The sequence below is a fragment of the Coprococcus sp. LG101-27 genome (assembly GCF_027695515.1).
Taxonomy (GTDB): Bacteria; Bacillota; Clostridia; order Lachnospirales; family Lachnospiraceae; genus Allocoprococcus; species Allocoprococcus comes.
This window is the reverse complement of the sequence record NZ_JAQEUJ010000019.1, coordinates 1-19,968: the sequence shown is the minus strand read 5'-3', so window position 1 is coordinate 19,968 and position 19,968 is coordinate 1. Positions and strand designations below refer to the sequence as shown.

Below are 19,968 nucleotides of genomic sequence, written 5' to 3'. Positions count from 1 at the left end.
AATCGATTAATAACCCCAACTGATTATTTCCCAATTCTTTTTATCTTTTGTTTTCACTAAATGCCACTGCCAGTTGGTATATGTAGCATTAGGATTGACCCCACCATCTCCACCTTTTTCGTCTGTATCAAAGGTTAATAATACTACAATAAGTTCTTGATTATTTTCTTTCCAATCCATTACTTCTTAGTTATAAAATGTGAACGCATGCGTTCACTATTCCAACTGCTGTTCAACCAAAACTTTTTCCATTATACAGTGCAAAATAAAAGAGACTTCACTCACCATGAATGAAGCCTCCTCAAAATACAATACTGTGAATGATTCACAGAACATATTTTATCGCAAAGCTTTTAAAAATAGAATAGATTTTACCAAACGACAGTTTTCAAAAAAGCTTGCAAATATGCACGCTCTTGTTGTTGCACTTTTCTTCAGATTGTCTACAAACATCTGATAAGCTTTTTGAACATAAATTCAAACACTGCCTCTTTCGTCGGAATCGCAGGGATTCCACCTCTCTTTTGCACACATAATCCAGCAACTGCATTTCCCAAAACAGCACACTTTTTGATTTCTTCCCATTCCATTTTTTCAACATTCTTATTCATAGAAAGGAGACTGCATAATACGCCTCCCCAAAATGAATCACCTGCCCCAGTCGTGTCGACCGCATGTATCTGAAATGCTTTGATGATTTCTTTTCTGCTTTTTGTTGCCATAAGAACGCCCTGTTCTCCCAATGTAATGGCAACCAGCTTTGGTCCCATAGCAAGGAGTTGATCTGCAGCCTGCTCATAACTTTTCGCCTCTGTCAACAGAGTACTCTCTTCATCCGATACCTTCATGACATCTACCAATTCTATGACAGATCTCATTTTTTTCACTGCATGCTCTTTGTTCTTCCAAAGAGACGGGCGATAATTTGGATCATAGGAAATAAGTGCACCCGCTGCTTTTGCCATTTTTACCGCTTCAATCGTTGTACTTTCTGCCGGTTCATCTGTCAACGATAATGATCCAAAATGAAAAATTCTACAACCTGAAATTAATGTCTGATCCAGTTCTTCTTTTTTTAACTGTGTATCTGCACCCGGTTTTCTTGCAAAAGAAAAATTCCGTTCTCCATTTTCACCGATTTCCACAAATGCCAACGTTGTAAAATAACCCGGGTCTTCAACAATAGCATCTGTATTGATTCCTTCCTTTTGCAATGTCTTCTTTAAAAATTTACCATGCATATCGTTTCCAACTTTTCCAATAAAAGATGTGCGATACCCAAAGTGGCTTGCAACGGTTAGAAGATTTGCCGGAGCACCGCCGGGATTCTGTTCGAACAATTTTCTCCCATCCTGACTATGTCCTGCTTCCGTAAAATCAATCAACAATTCACCCAATGCCACGATATCAACTTTTTCTTCCATTTTTCAGTTCCTCCACAATCTCGTTATAACGTTTTTTATTTAACCGGTAAAAAAATAATACAACCGCAGTCACAATCCACAGTACACCTGGAATCGTCGTAAATGCATGTTTCATAATTGAAAGTACAATTGCATTTTGTGTCTGATTTGCGATATAACCATATTTTCCAAGTAATCCTGCCAAAAGTGCTGTTCCAACTGCCATTCCGATTTTATTTCCAAGTGAAATAAATGCATACTGAAAACCATCATTTCTAAGTCCGGTTTTCCACTCCCCATATTCCACACAGTCTGGAATAATTGCATAGATTGCGGTATTGAATCCAGAGAAAAAAAACTGTGTGAGACCAGATAATGCATAAAAAATAGCCGGTGATTCTTTGGCATTGAAGAAAAACATAGACAACATGGAAATTCCTGTAAATAAAGCAAAGAGAGATGCTGTTCTTCCTTTGTTATTCAACTTGCGGAATAATGGTTGAAAACAGGCTGCCCCGATGATAGAAGGAATAATGATGCACATCGAATAAGTTGTGTAGTAGGAGGCATTCCCTTCCACATATGTAAAATAATACAGAATATCTGCGTTTCTACCATATAATGTAAATCCAAATAATATCTGTCCTGCCAATGCAAGAAGATATGGTCTGTTCTGCATGACTGCTTTCAACTGTATCTTTACAGAAATTTTTTCTTTTTCCGGAGTAATCACTGCCTCTTTCGTCTTCGCAAAGCAGAAGAAATGACAGGCTGTAAAAATACATCCATATATGACCGCAACCGTCAGATATCCTGTCTTTGCACTATGACTGCCGAATTTGCTGAGCAGTGGAACTGTAATAATATTTAACACACCAATTGCAATCATCGCCGCAACCGAACGGGATGTATTTATTTTTGCACGTTCATCAATATCCTGTGTCATAGCACCACACAAGGTTCCATATGGAATATTCACACAGGTATACCCCAAAACCAGCAGACAATATGTAATTACCATATAAATGATCTTTCCATTCTGCGGCCAGTCGGGTCTTGCCCAGAATGTCATAACAAGAAGAATCGCTGTAATTGGTGCCGCTACTAACAGCCATGGACGGTACCGTCCCCATCTCGATTTTGTTTTATCCGTAAGTCCCCCGACGATTGGATCATTGATTGCATCCCAGAATCTTGAAAAAAGCATAAGTGCTGACACAGCCGCCATACTGATTCCGAACACGTCTGTATAAAATATCATCAGAAAATTACTGACAAACATCCAGCTGAAATTACATCCAACATCACCAAACCCATATGCAATCTTACTGATCAGCGATACTTTTCCATTTTTGTTTTCGCTTCCCATATGTTCCTCCTATTTTTATCAGAGTTTCTGACAGAACTCTATTCTTTCCTCATTTGGTCCTTTAATCATAAAAAACTTCACACCATTTTCCCAAAATGGTAGTTCTTCGATTCCGTCTGTAATAATTGTGTATTTTTCATTGCAGATTTTCTGATACATACTTTCAATGTCTTCCACATCAAGTGCAACATGTTGGTATGCACCGTCTGACATTGCCGCCTGCCCATTTTCAAAAGTCTCTATACAGTAATTTTTTATCTGTAAAAATGCCACTTTTTCCCCTGCTTTTTCATTATAAGACTGCATAATCACTTCAAATCCAAGACTCTTATAAAACTCAACTGTTTTCTGTAAATCGTTTGTCGGAAGCCCGATATGGGCAACTCCGACAATTCCATATTTATTTTCCATACGAACTCCTTACTTTTCACTGACGTTGATAATTACTTTCATCGTTGTCTCGCGGTTATCATCAATATACTGGTATGCTTTCAGATAATCTTTAAAAGCAAATGTCTTTGAGATGAGCGGTTTCAAATGAACTTTGCCCTCATTTACCAATCTGATTCCATCTATGTAATCATCATGGCGGTACATCATCGTGCTCTTAATGTCAAGTTCGTGGTCATTTGCCACTGCAAGATCTACTTCTGCCATTCCTGCAAAAACAGCCACCAGTACAATCGTGCTTCCTTTTCTTGCATATTTAATTGCCTGTCCCATTGTGATATTGTTTCCGGCACAGTCGTAGATTACATCCGCCTTATCCGGTCCAAATGCTTCGATCATTGCCTCACCGAAGTCTTTATTTTTGGTATTCACACACACATCAATTCCGCATTCTTTTGCCTTTTCCAGTCTAAGATCACTAATATCTGTGATCATCACTTTCGCTGCCCCCATTCCTTTTGCTGCCTGTGCCACGAGATTTCCAATCGGTCCTGCTCCAAGGACTGCAATATTCATGCCAGCCACATCACCTATCTGTTTTACACCATGAACTGCCACAGCAAGAGGTTCGATCATAGCTCCTTCTTCATAGGACATATCTTCTGGAATCGGTGTTACTTTCGATGCATCCACTGCAAAATACTCAGATGCTGTTCCTGTCGTCTGAAATCCCATTACTTTTAATTCCTCACAGAGATTATACTTCCCATGACGACATGGATAGCAATGTCCACAATATACCTGCGGCTCTATCGTCACCTTCTGTCCCACATGAAACTCTGTGACATTTTTGCCAAGTTCTGTAATCTCACCGGAAACCTCATGTCCCTGTGTTACCGGATATTTTGTAAACGGATGTTTTCCATGATAAACATGAATATCTGATCCACAAACACCAATATTCATAATCTTTACCAACACCTGATTTTCCTTTACCTCCGGAACCGGAACCTCTCTGAAAATAATTTCTCCTGGATTTGTCATTACCTGCTGTAACATAATTGTTTCCTCCTTTTTATGTTGTTTTATTTTGTGTTTTATAAAATGTTTTATCAAAGTAATTATATTATTACCATGCAAACACAATTTGTCAATATGTTTTTTCATATTTTTATATATTTCATAATTTCAAAACACATTTTTTGTATATTTTTCACAATTAACACGCAAAAAAAACGGAAAGAAAACCGTAGTTACTGTTTTCTTTCCGTTTTTTACTATAATATCTTTTTTTAATTTTACACAACTTCTCGTTTTTCACACATATAAAGCGGACATCCGGATTCGCTTTGCAACCTGTCAGTGGGAGCTTTTAACTCCAACAGACTAAACATCCCCTTACCCTACACACCAGATGCGGTGTACTGCTTATCTTCGTTCAAAAAATTTACAATTCTACCATATGTTTTGTAAAAAAGTATTTCGCGGCTCCAACAGCCGACGCTTCTTTCTTATACGAACAATTTTTCAAGTATGAAACATCATGCTCAAAGCCATTATATGCCATCACTTTTTCTCCCAGTGGTATCATATAATCTGACAATACACCTCCCACATCACCTCCTAGTATGATATCCATATCATATGCCATCCGCAGATTTGATATCAAAACAGCAAGATGATCCAGATACTCATTCCATGTCTGCAAATTTTTTTCATCACCACTTTCAATTTTTTCCATAAATGCATCCAGTGACTGCCTGTTATCTTGTGTCAGTACACTTGCAGCACAATATGCATCTGCACATCCTGATTTACCACAATAACACTTTCTTCCACCGGGAACGAGTATCATGTGACCAAACTCCCCTGCTTTCTGGTTTTGCCCTCGAAACAGCTTTCCATCTATGCAGAATGCACCTCCTAAGGTGTGGTTCAAAGACAGATATATCGCATTTGGATACTTTTGCTTTTTTTCTGCAAGCATTGCAGCATTAGCATCGTTTTCAAAATATACTGGAATTTCCAGCGCCTGCTCTAAAAAGCGCAGACTATAATTCTCTATACCTAAAGCATGGGATTTTAAAACAATCCGTTCTTTCTGATCAATAATTCCTGGAATCGCCACTCCAATCCCAAGTAGCGTGTCCTTCGCTGCTTCGCCTTCAAGAAAAGTTTTGACCTTTTGTGCCACCTCTGTACAATAGGATAATTCTGCCGTAAATTTTAAACGGATGCGATCTTTTTTTATAATCTCATCTCCAAGATTTACTAATACCATTTCTATATGATTCGCTGTAATCAAAATTCCCATTGCATGACAGTATGACTTATTAATCCCTATACTTTTTGCCTTCCTTCCACCGGTTGAAGCATATTCCCCAGTTTCTTCCAACACCCTTTTTTCTAACAAGTCATTCACATTTGCTAACACAGTCGGCATACTCAAGTTTAACTCTTTTGCAATTCCCGCCTTGGATGTAACATGATTGTTTAGAACATAATTAATTATTTTTTTTCTTGTTGTATTTTTCTTATCTTTATTTTCCGTTTTCTTACCCTCTTTTATTAAATATATTATAAAAGAATTATATGCTTTTTTATTCTTCTTGTAAAGTAATGTTTTATAATAAATCTCCGACAGAATTTATCTTATAAACAGCCAAAAACTCCCGAAGGAGCTTTCCATGCTTTAGATATACACCAATTCTTTTAACACAATCTCTTCTGCAATATTACGAATACCATTTACCAATCAGCCAGCTTTTATCCTAGTTTGGACAATAAAACACAAGTCTCAACGGTGCTTTCGTTGTCCCAACAAAGTTCCTGTGTCTCCCTGTCTCCAAAATACACCGGAAAACGGAACTTTATGTGCTTCAGGAATCTGCCATCTGGCTGCTCCTGCTCATAAATGTCCACCTGTTCCACAAAGCTGTTAAGAAATTCTTTCTTCTCCAGGTCGGTGAACTTATCATATAGTTTATCAAAATATAAAAGAAATTGATAGACGTTTTCTTCTGATATTTTCTGTTGCCGGATATTCAGCAGGCGGTTCTTGACTTCCTCTATACTGTTCTCCACGTCTTCAATCTCATCATACAAACGGTATAACCTTGTCTCCATATCCTGATATTTCTTCTCATAAAATTTATCCATGATATCCAGACTGTCCATCTGCTGTCCAAGTCTTCCTTTTGCTCCGGTCAGCTGCCTGTGCTGTTTTTCCAGTCTTTCAATCTCTTTTTCTATTTCTTCTGTATCTATTCTTGAACCGATTTTATTCAGAATTGCTTCTTCAAATTTAGGATTCTTCACCAGCTTCCGAATAACTTCTTCCACTGCATTGTTAATCTTCTCCTCACTCCATTGTTTACGATATCCACATTTATGACCATCTACCAGGCGACGATGTTTGCAGGCATAATAGAAATAATCCTTATATAAAGTTCCGTCTTTCTTTTTCTTTCGGTTCACGTTTCCATACATACCACTTCCACATAACGGGCATCTCAATATTCCGGATAAAATATGCTCATGATCGAGACTATGTGTCTTTTCATATTTCACACCTGTTTTTTCCCGTTTTTGATGTGCCAGCTCCCAGTCTGTTTCTGAAACAATCCCTTCATGGATACCATCGTGCAGCATATAATTTTCCTGCTTTACAATGCGGTATTCATTTCTTGTACCAGAAACTTTCTCGTTTTTCCTTCGTCCATAAGCCAGCTTTCCACAGTATACCGGATTATCCAGAACGCCTTTTATAAATGAAGCGGCAAATGCGTCCAGTGTATTATTCTGTCGTTTTTTCTTTTTGTATCCATGCTGGTTCAGCCATGCAGCAATCGCAGAGATTCCCATATTGGTATGAATAAATTTATCATAGATCAGACGAATAATCTCTGCTTCGTCCTCTGCAATCTGCAATTCTCCATTTACTAATTCATAACCATACGGAGCAAATCCACCATTCCATTTTCCTTCCCTGGATTTCTGCTTACGTCCTTCCATTGTCTGAACAAGGATATTCTCTCGTTCGATCTCTGCCACCGCAGACAGAACAGAAATCATCAGCTTTCCACTATCTTTTGAGCTGTCAATTCCATCTTCTACACAGATCAGATTCACTCCAAAATCCTGCATCCTCTGCAAAGAGTTTAATACATCTGCCGCATTACGACCGAATCTGGAAAGCTTGAACACCAGTACAAACTGAACCTCATCTGTTCCTTTCTCAATATTATCCAACATTCTCTGAAATTCCGGTCTGCCCTCTACGCTCTTTCCAGATTTACCTTCATCTGAATACTCATTTACGATTTCCATATTCTGAAATTCCGCATATCTCTTGAGTTTTTCTTTCTGAGCATCCAGAATGTAGCCATCTACCTGCATGGTTGTGGATACTCTGGTATAGATATCACATTTTATCTTTTTATTCACTTTTCCTCCTCTCCTCAGAACATCCCAAAGCAATTTCCAACAATTCCGTTGCAACTTGTGAATTTCTGATACGCATTAAGTTATCCCAGACATCAGCTTTTCCAAGTAGATTCATCCCGCCATGCCATACTATTTCATCATCAATAACGGCAAAACATTCTTCTACTTCTGTTCTTGTTATCACATTTATTCCTACCAATTGCATTGCTCTGATTAATTCATAACATACATCTGACTTTCCGTAAGTAATATCTTCCGGATCTGTTGTAATAACTGTGACCTTTACCCCTACTTCCTGTCTCTTCTTGACTAGTAATAAAAATCTGTCAATTTTATCCTGTCTGATATCCGGACTGGAAATTACCACCATTTTTTCTGACTCTACAATATCTTGCTCGAATTTTTCGGTATAATTTACAGAATCAAATATTGCATTTATTATTTGTTTAGGTTGCAACTCTTGCGTCCAGATTGAAAATCCCATCTTCCTATATGTTCTCAATCTTTTTGCATACATTTTATCAAAATAACGCACATGCGAATCGATATAATCATACACATAAACGGCTTCTTTTCCGACATAATCTCTGTTTAATCTACCTACATACTGTTCCAGGCGTCCTTCAAAAGATACAGGTGCTGCAAGCATTAATACATCCAGTCTTGGGAAATCAAACCCTTCTCCTATTTTCTGACCAGTTGCCACCAAAATAAGCGATTCATTTTCAGGTATCTGCTTTAATTTTACTCTTATTTCAGCATTTTCCTTATCCGAATTATCCCCATACAAAAGGAATACATGATCTGCTTTTTCCTTTAAGGCATCATGTAAAAATTTTGCATGTTCCTTAAATCTTGTCAAAATTACAGGAGTTTGTTTTCTTGCAACACAAGTTATAACATCATCTATGATCATTTCATTGCGCACCTTACTGCTACTAATCAAATTATATGCTTTATTGATATTATCCTTGCTTTCTGCAGTATCAACTACTCTTGTGTATCTTGGGACAAAATAATGTCCAATCCCTTGCTCCTTAGCCCTCTCCAACGCAGTAAATCTATGTCGCAAAGGTCCCAGCAGCATATAGATAATCCGATCAAGACTGTCGCCACGTTTAGGCGTAGCAGAAACACCATATACGTATTTTGCATTTATTTTCTGCAATAATTCCATAGATGTGTTAGAAGCTGCGTGATGACATTCATCCATAATTACCATTCCATAAGAATTAATCCGTTCATTAAATTTTCCTCTGCTGTACATTGAACCAACCATTGCAACATCTATGATCCCTGTCAACGTATTTTTATTTCCGTGCAAAATACCTATCACACTATTTCTTTTTTTCTTTCTTCCTGTTTTTGTTTCATATTCCGGTGGTTCTTCTCTTATCTCTAAGAAATGATTCAATTCATCAGCCCACTGATTAAGCAAATCTTTACTTTGCAGCAAAATAAGCGTATTTACTTTTCGCTCTGCAATTAGGTAACTACATACTACAGTCTTTCCAAATGCAGTTGCCGCACTCAGAACCCCATCTGAATGTGATAATAATTTTTCTGCTGCTAATTCCTGTTGCATTCGCAAATCACCTTTAAAAGATACTCTGATAGGTTGTCCTGTTTCTCTTTGATCTGAAACATCAACTGAAATGCCTGCTTTTTCACATTCCTGTATAATATTTTCCCGCAGTCCTCTCGGAATCTGTATATATCCATCTATATCCTTACCTAAATATACAGCACTGAAATTATAATAATTAGAATATCCCAGCCTTTTATTTTTGTAAAATTCCGGATTATCAAATGCCGCCAAACTACGAATCTGATTTTGTATTCTTGGCATAAGATTCAGAGTATCAATATAAACTCCATTGCCCAATACCATGTGAAGCTTGCCCACAACATCTGACTTACAAAACTCACATTTCTTCTTCCATGGTTTCGGTCTGACATTCTTCTCAATATTAGTAAGCGTTCCTTTGATTTCTGCTAATTCTCCCTGCCATTTTGCCATGCATTGTTCAATATCTTCTATTCCCAGCTTTCTTGTTTTATTAAAAAGAGCATCCCATTGATCAGGATATGCATTCCAATTTTCATCTACAAAAGCACTATTTCCATTTTTAAGTGCCTGCCCCTGTAATGGCAATGCAATTAAATTACCTATGCTGCTTGCCACATCCTGCGAAGGATACATTCTATCATAATAATGAAACGATTTCAGATTGATGGAAGTTGAACCCTTGTCTAACAGGAGAAATCCAAAATTCCTTGCTGTTGCCGCAGGTATTGCTTTTTTAAAGAAAATCCATACATGGGCACCTTTTCCAGATCGAGATCTCTCAACTAAAGGTCTGATACCATTAAGCTCACACATTTTTCTAAGCGCATCCACTTCTTTATGCCACTCATTATCCGTATTTGCAAAGTCCGTAACCTCTGCTCCTTTTTCGTGATTGTCAAAATCAAATACAATAAATCTGCATGTACCATTTGGCAGTAAAGGATATACACCTATTACATCTGATCCATCTTCTTTTGTGCCTAACAAATGATCAATTATTTTTTTAACATCCAAACTAATCCATTTGGTATTTTCACATTCATCACACAATACCTTCTCTTTACGTTGTTTAGGGCAAAGCCGGTCATTCCAACGATTCGCACATTGTGGAAAATAGCCCCCGTTCTTTCCTCTTCTGGCATATACATCTTCTCTTCCCCAAAACATCGAAAAGAAACGTATTGCCATTTTCTCTGTAATATACGGTGGATTTACAATACGATTCCCTTGATCCAGGTCATATTCTTCTGCACTTTCTATTTTTTCTTCAAAAGGATTCACCTCTTCATAGAAAATGCCTGCTTTCTTCAATTTATCTTTTAATATCTTGTTCTCATATTCAAGCAACCTAACCATCTTTCTCAATGAATCCGCATCATATGCTTCTATGTTCAAACCTTCCACCTACAATTCTTATCATTTCGTAATATAACCTTTATTTTGTGTCCCAACTTTATTTTAGTACTTGTTCCAACTATTTCCAATACTTATTTTTCCTATTGACGCATTTCTCTGTCAATCGTATAATTAATACATAAAAAACCCGAAAAGAGGAGGTGTTCGTATGGCTACTTCAAGTATTACTCATAATTTTGTCATATCCAATCCAAACAGCGTAAAACTTTTTATTGCAGCGATTGACGAAGCCGACCGTGACCGCACACCAAAGCAGACACTTCCCGGACGTCAGTTGACAAACCCACAAGAAATCTTATCTTTAATGTCAAAAAGGAAAAAAACAAACTCTTAAATATTAAAATTCTTCAATAAAAAATCCTCTAAGACAATAGGTGTTTCACTATCTCTTAGAGGATATTTCTTTAATTTAAATGGTATCTGGTAATATTTTTCCAATTTTTCGGGAAACCCATTTTATTCAATAATTCAACTTCACTTATATGCTCTACTTCTCTGTTTACCCGGTCAATCTCTTTTATGAGCTTTCTTTTAAATTCCAGAAAATCTTTTCCAGGTAATAGATATCTAAAAGCAATCACCACAGCAAACAAATCTTGTTTTCCTTTTTCGTACTGATTACCGCTCTGTGGTAATGAAAGTTTTTTATGAAGCAGTGTATCCGCAATAGCATCTACTGTTCTGTATGTAAACAGTCGTTCCCCATGGGCACATACATTCCTATACTTAGTGAGAACAGATAGAAACTGTTCCATCTGATGCTGATTCAAAGGTTCAAAGTTTTTTGATACTTTTGATTTTAAGGACTGCGGAAACACTCGGAACATTTTTGATAAGTTTCCAAACGTAAGTACATTTGCCAAAACCCATAATGGAATTTCACCATATGTCTTGCGGTAATAATTGATATATGTATAATCTGTGGTCGTTGTTGCCCGTTTCAAGGTCTCTATCAACTTTACGATTGTTGCATGATTTCTTTTTGTATTATTATAATTATTAGCATCCAGGTACTGCTTCTGCTCTGCTCCATACATTTCAGTAAAATAGTATGACATCAAAGAACGCATCTGTCGCTCAATCTGCAGTAAATATTTAAAGAACAACTCTCTAAGCTCTGCATCAAACTTATACAAACTGACTATTTCTTCAAAACTTGTTCCTGCTTTATATTTTTTTGTGTTTGATATTCTAAAAAGATGTTTATATCCTCCCATAAGAGGAAAATATCCTATTTGGCGTAACATCTCTTCCGCATATTCTCTGTCTTTTATTTTTATTCCCTTTTCATCACTGATCCAGGAAACCTGGTCACTAAAAGAAGAGAATTTTTTCGGTGTCTGCATCTCATTTCTCCTTAAAACAAAAGAGGGAGAGACCCGCAGGCTCTCCCCCGCCTGTAGGCTTCTCAAGTTTCTACAGAACGATCACTGAGCTTAGTATACGTCATTTTAAATGTCCTGTCAATATGCCAAAACATTCTCTGTCATATCAGCTCAAAACTATTCTATGCTATTTTTCTCCAAATTATCATTCTTTTTTATCAGCTTTTAAAATTTATTTGATTTAAAAATACATGAAAAAGCGACAGTCTGATTTACATTTTGTATTTCAGGAAACTGCCGCTTCTTTTTCTTCCTTATTCTGTTTTTCTTCCTCCAACTCCCGGAGGACTTCATCGCCGTACTTATCAATCATCCATACCAGAAAATCAATGCACCGCTCAAATTCAATATTCTGTTGCATAAGCTCCTCCCGTTATTGTTTGTTCTGAGCTTATTTTACAGAACCTGCCTGAAAACCACATTGAATAGAAATTGATTGTAAATTGACACAATCACTTTAAAAATATCCGTATTTTCTTGAATCGAATGTATGTTCGTGTTATGATAGATATACTCAATCTTAACTACGAAAGGGGAATTTCTATTGAATCGATGCGATTTTTCTTCTATTAGCACTTGCTTAAAAAATCATATCAGCGAAAGTAATCAAATGAGTCAGCCTGATTTTTTATACGAATTATTTGAAGATTTTATGGATGATCCGGCAATCTTCATCAGGATATTACTGACATGGATTTTATTGATGATCCGCCGGAAAGCACTGACCAGGAACGGTTTCAAAGACATAACCGTTTTCTGCGTTCCCTGAAATCTGATACTCTGCTTATCATAGATAATTTTAATGTCACTGCCACACAGGACAGCTTTCTGTCAGTAGTATTAAAATATCGCTGCCAGATTTTGTTTACAACCAGAAGCAAACTGGATGAATACTGTAAAAAGAAATAGAGGATATGAACGCTCTCTTCCAGCTGGCATCAGTATTTTATTCAGAGGCAGACACGTACCGGCCAACAGTTGAAAAGATCATCGAAACTGTTCACTCTCATACTTTTGCCGTGGAACTGGCAGCAAAACTTCTGAAAAATGGAATCTCAACTCCAGACCAGTTATTAACAAGACTTCAGGTGGAAAAAGCAGCTTTCCATAACGAAGATAAAATTAAAATAATCAAAGATGGACAAAGCAGCAAGGCCACCTATTACAGTCATATCCATACGCTGTTTTCGTTATACACTTTATCTCTTAAACAGCAGGATATCATGTGTAATATGTGCTTTCTTCCTTCCACCGGTATTTCTGCCCGTATATTTGCCAAATGGCTGGAACTGCCCACACTAAATGAAATCAACGATTTAATTGAGACTGGTTTCGTTCAGACAACAACACGTCGCACTATCTCTCTGCATCCGATGATTCAGGAAATCACCCTTTCAGAGACAAAACCATCTGTAACTCGCTGCCACATATTACTGGATTTTCAGGCAACTCTTGAAACCAAACCTGAAAAAACAATAAAACTGGAAAAAGATACGCTTCATATAAATGACAGCATACCTAAGATTGCCAATTATGCAATGTTCCTGACAGAACAGCAGGAACCCGAAAGAGGAATCTCCGAATTGCAAAAATTATCCGGCATCATCAAGGAATACCATTCCGATGACTGTCTGGATTATGCCAAAGTACAGGAAACCCTTGGAACCATTTATCTGATGACTGCCAATCTTCCGCAAGCCAAAACACATTTTAAAAGAGCTTTCAAAATATATGAAAAAATCTGGGCTGATGAACCAGAAATGATTGAAGCAAAATATCAGGAGATTCAGGAGTTATATCCACAGATTGGATTTTCCATTGGAAAAACTCTATCCGGTCTTTTAACAAAATAAGTACAATTTACGGCGGGCAACTTGCCCGCCGTTATATTCAACTATTCGTCAAATAAATATATGCATCTTCCAAAGTGATATCATTATCCAGGACACAATTCTCATTTGGCTTTCCTTTGCTTAATATTTTCATATGAATTCCATTTTCTACATACTGCTTAGATGAAATAGAATAATTGGCTTCTAACAAACGGGCCTCTTCTGCATTTTGTACCATACAATTCCAAACACAGCCCTTTGCATTTTCCAGCAATCCACTCACGCTTCCGGAATATAAAAAACTTCCTTTTTTCATAATGGCAAGCTGTGTACAGGTTGCTGCTAAATCTTCTACTACATGAGTGGAAAACAGCACCGTTCTATCCTTTGAAAAATCAACCAGAAGATTGCGGATCCTGATTCTTTCTTCCGGATCTAACCCAGTTGTTGGTTCGTCAATAATCAAAAAATCCGGATTATTAAGAAGTGCCTGTATGAGTCCGACACGTCTCTTCATACCACCAGATAATTGTCGCATTTTTTTATTCTGATGCTCTGTAAGAGAAGTCTTTTCCAGATAATAGGTAATTCTTTGTTCGAGGTCATTTCTGGATACTCCTGACAGTCCCCCCATATATACAAGACATTCTTTCACCGTAAGATTCGGATATAAGTCGATTTCCTGTGGAAGATAACCAATCTTTTTCTGTATTTTCTCATAATTTCCCTCGTTATATAGAATTCCATCAAGGGAAACCATTCCTTCCGTTTGTTTTAAAACGGTTGTAAGAACCCTCATCAAAGTGGTTTTTCCAGCACCATTCTCACCCAAAAGTCCGTAAATTCCCTTGGGTATTTCAAGAGATGCCTTATTTACTGCAACTACACCATTTTTAAATCTAACTGTTAAATCATTTATTCTAATACTCATAATCTATCCTCTTTTCTTTAAAGCCATTGGTAATACTGCAAATAAAAACAGCCCCGTTATAAAAGACACAAGCGTTCCATAAATCCAACTCTCGGACATTAATTGAGTAGGTTCACAAAAGCTGAAAGAAAACAATCCCAGATTTCCGAAAAATGAACTTCCCGCTTTTGATATAAGTCCAATGACAATTCCAAATAAACATCCAATACCTGCCCACATATTTCGAAGCAATGTACACAAAATCACAGTGCATATACTCCAAAGCCAGATGGTTCCGAACATTGCAATGGAAAATAAAAGGAATATCTGAGTGCCTGAAACGCCTTCGTTTACACTGCCCGGTTTTTGCCAGAAAAACAAAACATATCCAACACAAGAAAGTATTAATAAATATAATATTTGAACGCCCACTCTCTGCGATATTACTTTTAACTGCTTTTTTTGATCATACAAATGAAATACATCGGCACGCTTACTTTTTACTTCCATCAAATATGTGTCACTACAAAAAATAATTGTTAAAAATGCTATTGGAGACTGAATCGCTGAACCGATTTCTTCATAGTATATAATCGGATGAATAGCACACAATATCAGTATAAATGCACATGAATAAAAAATCTTATATAACGACAGGCAGTTTTTTAGTTCCGTTTTCAATGAACCCTCCTCCTTTTCCAGATTGTAACAGAAATACATACTAATATAACTGATGAAATTACAAGAATAATCTGATTTATGTTTGACATTTTGGCTACATGTGTTTCAAAAAATCTGCCAGGGAATCGCACCATAATAGAGAACGGTCTCATATAATAAATATCATTCTTCATGGTCAGCATATTTGAATATATAATGTGTAAAAACAAGATTGGTGCTGCCGGAAGCGGATTTTTAAATATTAATGCTGTAATTGTATAGACACAACATATCATCAAAAGATTCGGAACAATATAGATCAGAGAATTCACGCAAAAATCAATTGGTGTTACTGGAAAGCCCGATTCTAAAGACGTTTTCAAACACAGCATAAAGAATATAACATTCAAAATCACTAATACTCCCAGCATACTAATGAATCCGCTTATTACTTTCCCACATATATATTGGATTGCCGTAACAGGCTTTGTATGTAATAATTCATAGGTACTTTTTCGTGTATCCTGAATAAATAAAAATGATAGCAAGACTGTTGCAAAAAAGGCCATATGCAATCCTGCAAAATCCGTAAATTTTTTGGCAAAGTACCAGGAAAAAGAATGTTCGGATAATTTCCGCTCGATATAATGATTGATTTCTTCTGCTGTCCCCTTATGAATTTCAAGGTCCTCATAAGCATATATTGCATTATAATAGCCATATTGGGATTCCAAAAACTCAGAAGCAGTCTTTACATCCATATTCTGAATTTCTTTCATTACATGATCTGCTTCCTGCCTGCTAAATCCAAAACCATTTTTGGAGGTGTCCATTAACGTCTCTTTGATCGTATCTTCCCACTCCCTTCTTCTTTCTTTATCATCAGATGTGGGAATGTACCCATCCATGACATCAGCATCTTCCAATGCTACGTCATTTTGTGTGATCTGTTCATTCTGTTTGATATAATGAATTTGCAAATACGATGACAGACATTGATACATACTGGCAACTATAATAATCAAGCCAATCCACAAAACAGGGTTCTTTAAATAATCAAGTATACTTCTTTTTATGATTGTTTTCATTGTATCTCTTCCTTTCTTTATTTCTTTAACAACATCATACAAATCAATTCTCAATAAATTCACAATAAAAAAGACTAAAACCACTTTATTTGTGATTTCAGCCTTATAAAGTATTTTTATTCAGCTTTGAAAAGAGCTTCTACATGAGCACCGCCTTGTCTGGCATTATATATTTTCAAATTCCCTCCATGCTTTTCACAGAAAATACGAGAAATATACATACCAAGGCCAAAATGCTTTAAATCATCTTGTGGATTCTTATGATAAAATGGTTCTGTTACTTTTTCCTCAGTATCCACAAATCCTATTCCATCATCTTCAACAGAAATTATAAGAAAACCATCCTTTTTCTTTATCTGCAAAGCAATACTTTTTTGTGCATATCGAACCGCATTTTCCAGTAAGTTGTCTGTCACTTCCATGACAAGTTCCTCATCCACTTTCACAATGTTTTGTTCCTGCACTCTTTCTACCTTACATAATTTACTTTCCTTCTTGGACAGCATGGCAGCTTCTGCCTCAATCTTTTTTGCCAGTTCCGATAATTCTATCTCTGAGCATTGCAGTTCCCTCTGTTCTAAATGGGACATTTTTCTCATGTTTTCCGTGAAATGCTCTATACGGTCAATCTGATACATGCCTGTTTGTAAGATATCAATAACATCCTCTGTTTTTATACTCTCAGCAGAAACAAACTCTAAGAGCATTTCCTGATACCCACGCAATATGGAAAGTGGAGAACGTATATCATGTGCAATTGCATTCCGCAAAGCCTTCTCGTCATCAATCATTCGCCACATCTTTCTGTTGTTATCTGCTAAATCACTTCGCATCATTTCAAATTCTTTACACAAAGTTCCCATCTCATCTTTATTTTCATAGGACACATGAAAATCCAGTTCATTATCTGCAATCATTTGTGAGGCATCTTTTAGTTCCTGTAGAGGTGTCTTTAACTTATTTTTATAAAAAAAGAATACCGCAGCAACACTCCCAACAATCGAAAAAATCAGTACCGAATATGTTTCCATAAAGTCACACATTTCCGAAAGATGATAGTCCAAACGATTCATCTGCGATTGATTAGGTCTTGATATCTCAATCTCGTATTTCTTTCCATATTGCTGAAACACGTCCGTATAATCTGCATAATCAATATATTTTTCCCATATTTTATTCTGCATATTTCTTGCAAAATGAACTGTAAATCCAGATAACAGAAATGCTGCCGTTAAGCTGATCACAAAATAAAGCAGAATTGTTTTTTTCAGTGACAAGTTTCTTATTTTTTCCATCGGTATCCAATCCCCCATACAGTTTCTATGTATTCTTTTTCTGAATAATCCGCTATTTTTTTCCTTATACGCCGTACTAATTCCGTTATCGTTCTACTGTCCCCTTCCGCATCATATCCACAGACTTGTGCATATATACGTTCTTTATCAAACACCTGCCCTGGATGCATGGATAAGAATTCAATAATCTGATATTCAATTTTTGTAAACTCCATCCTGTGTCCAGCTATAGCTACTATTTTTTCAGAATAATCAATCAGCATTTCATCCATGAAACGGTATTCCGTTTTTTGTTGATGCCTTTCTTCTCTCTTTATGTTTGTAACAATCCTTGCTTCCAACTCCCGAAGACTAAATGGTTTCGTAATATAATCATCCCCACCTGAAAGCAACCCATTAATTTTATCATCTTCGTCAACTCTTGCTGTCAGAAATAAAATTGGACATAACACTTTACTGCGTATCAGGCGACATACTTCAATCCCATCCATGCGTGGCATATTGATATCCAACAAAATAATATCCGGTTTCATTTTTATTTTATTTAATGCTTCCATTCCATCTGTAGCCGTAATGGTTTCATATTGTTTCATATTAAAATAACTACAAAGCATTTTCACCAATTCTTTATCATCATCAACAACTAAAATCTTGTATTTCATCCAAACCACCTCCAGTATCCATATTATACGATAAAAAACAATAAAATCACAACAAGAGTACATGAAGAACGTAAGCACAATATGACTGGATGAATCATTTTAATCCAATACTGAATAAATACAACACCGTTAAAAAGAAACTCAAAGCTAAAGTTACGGAACGGAAAGAGTAGCTAATCTTCCAGGCAAAATGCTCTACCGATAAAGATATGACAAATCTATCCAAGAAATATGACCAGATGAATAACAATCTTGATATCCTGGATTCTCAGGACATCTCGCTCAAAAAACAGCTTGAAAAAGGTGCCGCCGCTTTCCGGGAAGAAAAATTTCGTCCTGAACCAGAACAATATACCGAGTTACTGGATACCAGAATCCAGATACGTCCTGATTTCCGGGATAAGCTGATTGAACAGCTCAAGGGGACTTTCGGTAAATATTATGACTATCACCGTCGTGATATTGCAGCCGATGAGGTGGATTATCTCAATGTGGAGGATCCTGATGTTTTCTCCCATCGTGCATGGGAACTTGAATATCAGAGGAAACAGGAGATGCGACAAAATCAGCCTGCTCGGACTAAGAAAAAATCATATGATATAGAATTATAATTTCTTTAAAAAGAGGCGCATGGATCAGCAAATCCATACGCCTAATTTATATATTGTTATTATTCCTTACGAATTCTTTCAACAACACTTTCCCGACTCATCTTTTCAAACTGATACTTTGGTATCACATACGCAATCCCAACCAAAATTGGAATCATAAGCACACATGGCACTATCGTAAGATGCAGCCGGAAGAAAAATGCCGTACCAAGCGTATTTATTAAAATCTGCTTTGCTCCAACCACAACTAACAATACTGCAATCATAAATGCGCCTCCCAAATATAGCAATCCCTCAGCCTCTAGCATTTTTGATATCTGTTTTTTCGTCATTCCAACAACTTCCAAAAGTGCCAGTTCTTTTTTTCTGCTAATTACAGAAGTTGCTGTTGTATTAAAGAAATTCATAATGCCAATAAAAGCTAAAATAACAACAAGAAAACTACCGATCATATAATATTTACTGACATACCGCTGAAAGCTCTCTTTCATGTCCAATACAGAAAACACGTTGATCATATCATTTTCTTTCAAAATATTTTTATCAATGTATTCTTTTATCTGCTTGTCCTCGCCCTTCTTTGCATCAATGGCAGCATACATGGCTGATTCATTTCCTGTCTGGGTGATATACTCCTCTTCGGGAACCAATACCGTGATATAGATACAGTCCGCATACGGATAATCCAATGCATATGGCATCAGTGCTTCTCCAATGACCTTGTAATCTTTTTGGTTTCCATTTTTGTACTCCATCTGAAAAACATCCCCAGTCTGATAATAAGAAACCGGATGCTCTGCATATTTATCACCATAATCTACAAGCACATAATTTCCGCTTTTAAATGTATCCCAAGAGCATTTTTCCCCTCTCCATTCTACTACAATATGTTTATGGTTAATATCCCTTACAGCCAGTAAGGAATTATCCA

At 36.6% G+C, this 19,968-nt stretch carries 17 protein-coding genes and 2 pseudogenes; 3 read left to right on the top strand and 16 right to left on the bottom strand.

Annotated features, from left to right (window positions below):
• Positions 1-6 precede the first annotated feature (6 nt).
• The 8 genes from PG766_RS12490 to PG766_RS12455 all read right to left on the bottom strand — a co-directional run bounded on the left by PG766_RS12490 (position 7) and on the right by PG766_RS12455 (position 10,573).
• A complete protein-coding gene (locus PG766_RS12490; RefSeq protein WP_021739259.1) occupies positions 7-180 on the bottom strand; it encodes a hypothetical protein in 174 nt (57 codons plus the stop codon).
• A gap of 263 nt (positions 181-443) precedes the next feature.
• Complete coding sequence (locus PG766_RS12485; protein ID WP_117835842.1) at positions 444-1,424, bottom strand: carbohydrate kinase family protein; 981 nt, start codon at positions 1,422-1,424, stop codon at positions 444-446.
• Positions 1,408-2,772 (bottom strand): MFS transporter, encoded by a 1,365-nt coding sequence (locus PG766_RS12480; RefSeq protein WP_118199219.1) that lies wholly within the window; start codon positions 2,770-2,772, stop codon positions 1,408-1,410. Before PG766_RS12480 ends, PG766_RS12485 begins: the two co-directional genes overlap by 17 nt.
• 18 nt (positions 2,773-2,790) lie before the next feature.
• On the bottom strand, positions 2,791-3,183 hold the full coding sequence (locus PG766_RS12475; protein ID WP_021652508.1) for a VOC family protein: 393 nt from the start codon (positions 3,181-3,183) through the stop codon (positions 2,791-2,793).
• A gap of 9 nt (positions 3,184-3,192) precedes the next feature.
• A complete protein-coding gene (locus tag PG766_RS12470; protein WP_118199220.1) occupies positions 3,193-4,221 on the bottom strand; it encodes a zinc-dependent alcohol dehydrogenase in 1,029 nt (342 codons plus the stop codon).
• A gap of 388 nt (positions 4,222-4,609) precedes the next feature.
• Positions 4,610-5,605, bottom strand: a complete 996-nt coding sequence (locus PG766_RS12465; protein WP_118199221.1) for an ROK family protein — start codon at positions 5,603-5,605, stop codon at positions 4,610-4,612.
• Positions 5,606-5,928: 323 nt separating this feature from the next.
• Positions 5,929-7,608, bottom strand: coding sequence for a recombinase family protein (locus tag PG766_RS12460; protein ID WP_270590920.1), 1,680 nt, complete (start codon positions 7,606-7,608; stop codon positions 5,929-5,931).
• Positions 7,601-10,573, bottom strand: a complete 2,973-nt coding sequence (locus PG766_RS12455) for a TOTE conflict system archaeo-eukaryotic primase domain-containing protein (RefSeq protein ID WP_118199223.1) — start codon at positions 10,571-10,573, stop codon at positions 7,601-7,603. Before PG766_RS12455 ends, PG766_RS12460 begins: the two co-directional genes overlap by 8 nt.
• Before the next feature lie 169 nt (positions 10,574-10,742).
• Between PG766_RS12455 and PG766_RS12450 the strand changes: the two genes are divergently transcribed.
• Positions 10,743-10,928, top strand: a complete 186-nt coding sequence (locus tag PG766_RS12450; protein WP_117556442.1) for a hypothetical protein — start codon at positions 10,743-10,745, stop codon at positions 10,926-10,928.
• Positions 10,929-10,998: 70 nt separating this feature from the next.
• Here the strand turns inward: PG766_RS12450 and PG766_RS12445 are convergent, their stop codons facing one another.
• Positions 10,999-11,940 (bottom strand): Abi family protein, encoded by a 942-nt coding sequence (locus PG766_RS12445; RefSeq protein WP_118199224.1) that lies wholly within the window; start codon positions 11,938-11,940, stop codon positions 10,999-11,001.
• Positions 11,941-12,205: 265 nt separating this feature from the next.
• Complete coding sequence (locus PG766_RS12440) at positions 12,206-12,340, bottom strand: hypothetical protein (RefSeq protein ID WP_270590919.1); 135 nt, start codon at positions 12,338-12,340, stop codon at positions 12,206-12,208.
• A 299-nt stretch (positions 12,341-12,639) separates the two neighbouring features.
• On the opposite strand from PG766_RS12440, the pseudogene PG766_RS12430 reads away from it, so the two are divergent.
• Positions 12,640-13,832 (top strand): annotated as a pseudogene (locus PG766_RS12430) (tetratricopeptide repeat protein); the annotation flags it as partial.
• 37 nt (positions 13,833-13,869) lie between these two features.
• Here PG766_RS12430 and PG766_RS12425 read toward each other — a convergent pair.
• The 5 genes from PG766_RS12425 to PG766_RS12405 form a co-directional block, all read right to left on the bottom strand.
• Complete coding sequence (locus tag PG766_RS12425; protein ID WP_270590918.1) at positions 13,870-14,742, bottom strand: ATP-binding cassette domain-containing protein; 873 nt, start codon at positions 14,740-14,742, stop codon at positions 13,870-13,872.
• Between the two features lie 3 nt (positions 14,743-14,745).
• Positions 14,746-15,402, bottom strand: a complete 657-nt coding sequence (locus PG766_RS12420) for a transporter (RefSeq protein ID WP_243014480.1) — start codon at positions 15,400-15,402, stop codon at positions 14,746-14,748.
• A complete protein-coding gene (locus PG766_RS12415) occupies positions 15,399-16,469 on the bottom strand; it encodes an ABC transporter permease subunit (RefSeq protein ID WP_009265790.1) in 1,071 nt (356 codons plus the stop codon). Before PG766_RS12415 ends, PG766_RS12420 begins: the two co-directional genes overlap by 4 nt.
• A 116-nt stretch (positions 16,470-16,585) precedes the next feature.
• A complete protein-coding gene (locus PG766_RS12410) occupies positions 16,586-17,764 on the bottom strand; it encodes a sensor histidine kinase (protein WP_004612308.1) in 1,179 nt (392 codons plus the stop codon).
• A complete protein-coding gene (locus tag PG766_RS12405) occupies positions 17,752-18,426 on the bottom strand; it encodes a response regulator transcription factor (RefSeq protein WP_014080778.1) in 675 nt (224 codons plus the stop codon). The genes PG766_RS12410 and PG766_RS12405 overlap by 13 nt, the downstream gene beginning before the upstream one ends.
• A gap of 80 nt (positions 18,427-18,506) precedes the next feature.
• Here PG766_RS12405 and PG766_RS12400 point away from each other — a divergent pair.
• Positions 18,507-19,037 (top strand): annotated as a pseudogene (locus PG766_RS12400) (MobQ family relaxase); the annotation flags it as partial.
• Between the two features lie 59 nt (positions 19,038-19,096).
• Here the strand turns inward: PG766_RS12400 and PG766_RS12395 are convergent.
• On the bottom strand, positions 19,097-19,968 hold an 872-nt coding region (locus tag PG766_RS12395), incomplete at its 5' end, for an ABC transporter permease (protein WP_147356975.1).

Coding starts and splice junctions, on each gene's coding strand:
- PG766_RS12490 (WP_021739259.1), bottom strand. CDS start 180: ATGGATTGGAAAGAAAATAATCAAGAACTTATTGTAGTATTATTAACC.
- PG766_RS12485 (WP_117835842.1), bottom strand. CDS start 1,424: ATGGAAGAAAAAGTTGATATCGTGGCATTGGGTGAATTGTTGATTGAT.
- PG766_RS12480 (WP_118199219.1), bottom strand. CDS start 2,772: ATGGGAAGCGAAAACAAAAATGGAAAAGTATCGCTGATCAGTAAGATT.
- PG766_RS12475 (WP_021652508.1), bottom strand. CDS start 3,183: ATGGAAAATAAATATGGAATTGTCGGAGTTGCCCATATCGGGCTTCCG.
- PG766_RS12470 (WP_118199220.1), bottom strand. CDS start 4,221: ATGTTACAGCAGGTAATGACAAATCCAGGAGAAATTATTTTCAGAGAG.
- PG766_RS12465 (WP_118199221.1), bottom strand. CDS start 5,605: ATGCCGACTGTGTTAGCAAATGTGAATGACTTGTTAGAAAAAAGGGTG.
- PG766_RS12450 (WP_117556442.1), top strand. CDS start 10,743: ATGGCTACTTCAAGTATTACTCATAATTTTGTCATATCCAATCCAAAC.
- PG766_RS12445 (WP_118199224.1), bottom strand. CDS start 11,940: ATGCAGACACCGAAAAAATTCTCTTCTTTTAGTGACCAGGTTTCCTGG.
- PG766_RS12440 (WP_270590919.1), bottom strand. CDS start 12,340: ATGCAACAGAATATTGAATTTGAGCGGTGCATTGATTTTCTGGTATGG.
- PG766_RS12425 (WP_270590918.1), bottom strand. CDS start 14,742: ATGAGTATTAGAATAAATGATTTAACAGTTAGATTTAAAAATGGTGTA.
- PG766_RS12415 (WP_009265790.1), bottom strand. CDS start 16,469: ATGAAAACAATCATAAAAAGAAGTATACTTGATTATTTAAAGAACCCT.
- PG766_RS12410 (WP_004612308.1), bottom strand. CDS start 17,764: ATGGAAAAAATAAGAAACTTGTCACTGAAAAAAACAATTCTGCTTTAT.
- PG766_RS12405 (WP_014080778.1), bottom strand. CDS start 18,426: ATGAAATACAAGATTTTAGTTGTTGATGATGATAAAGAATTGGTGAAA.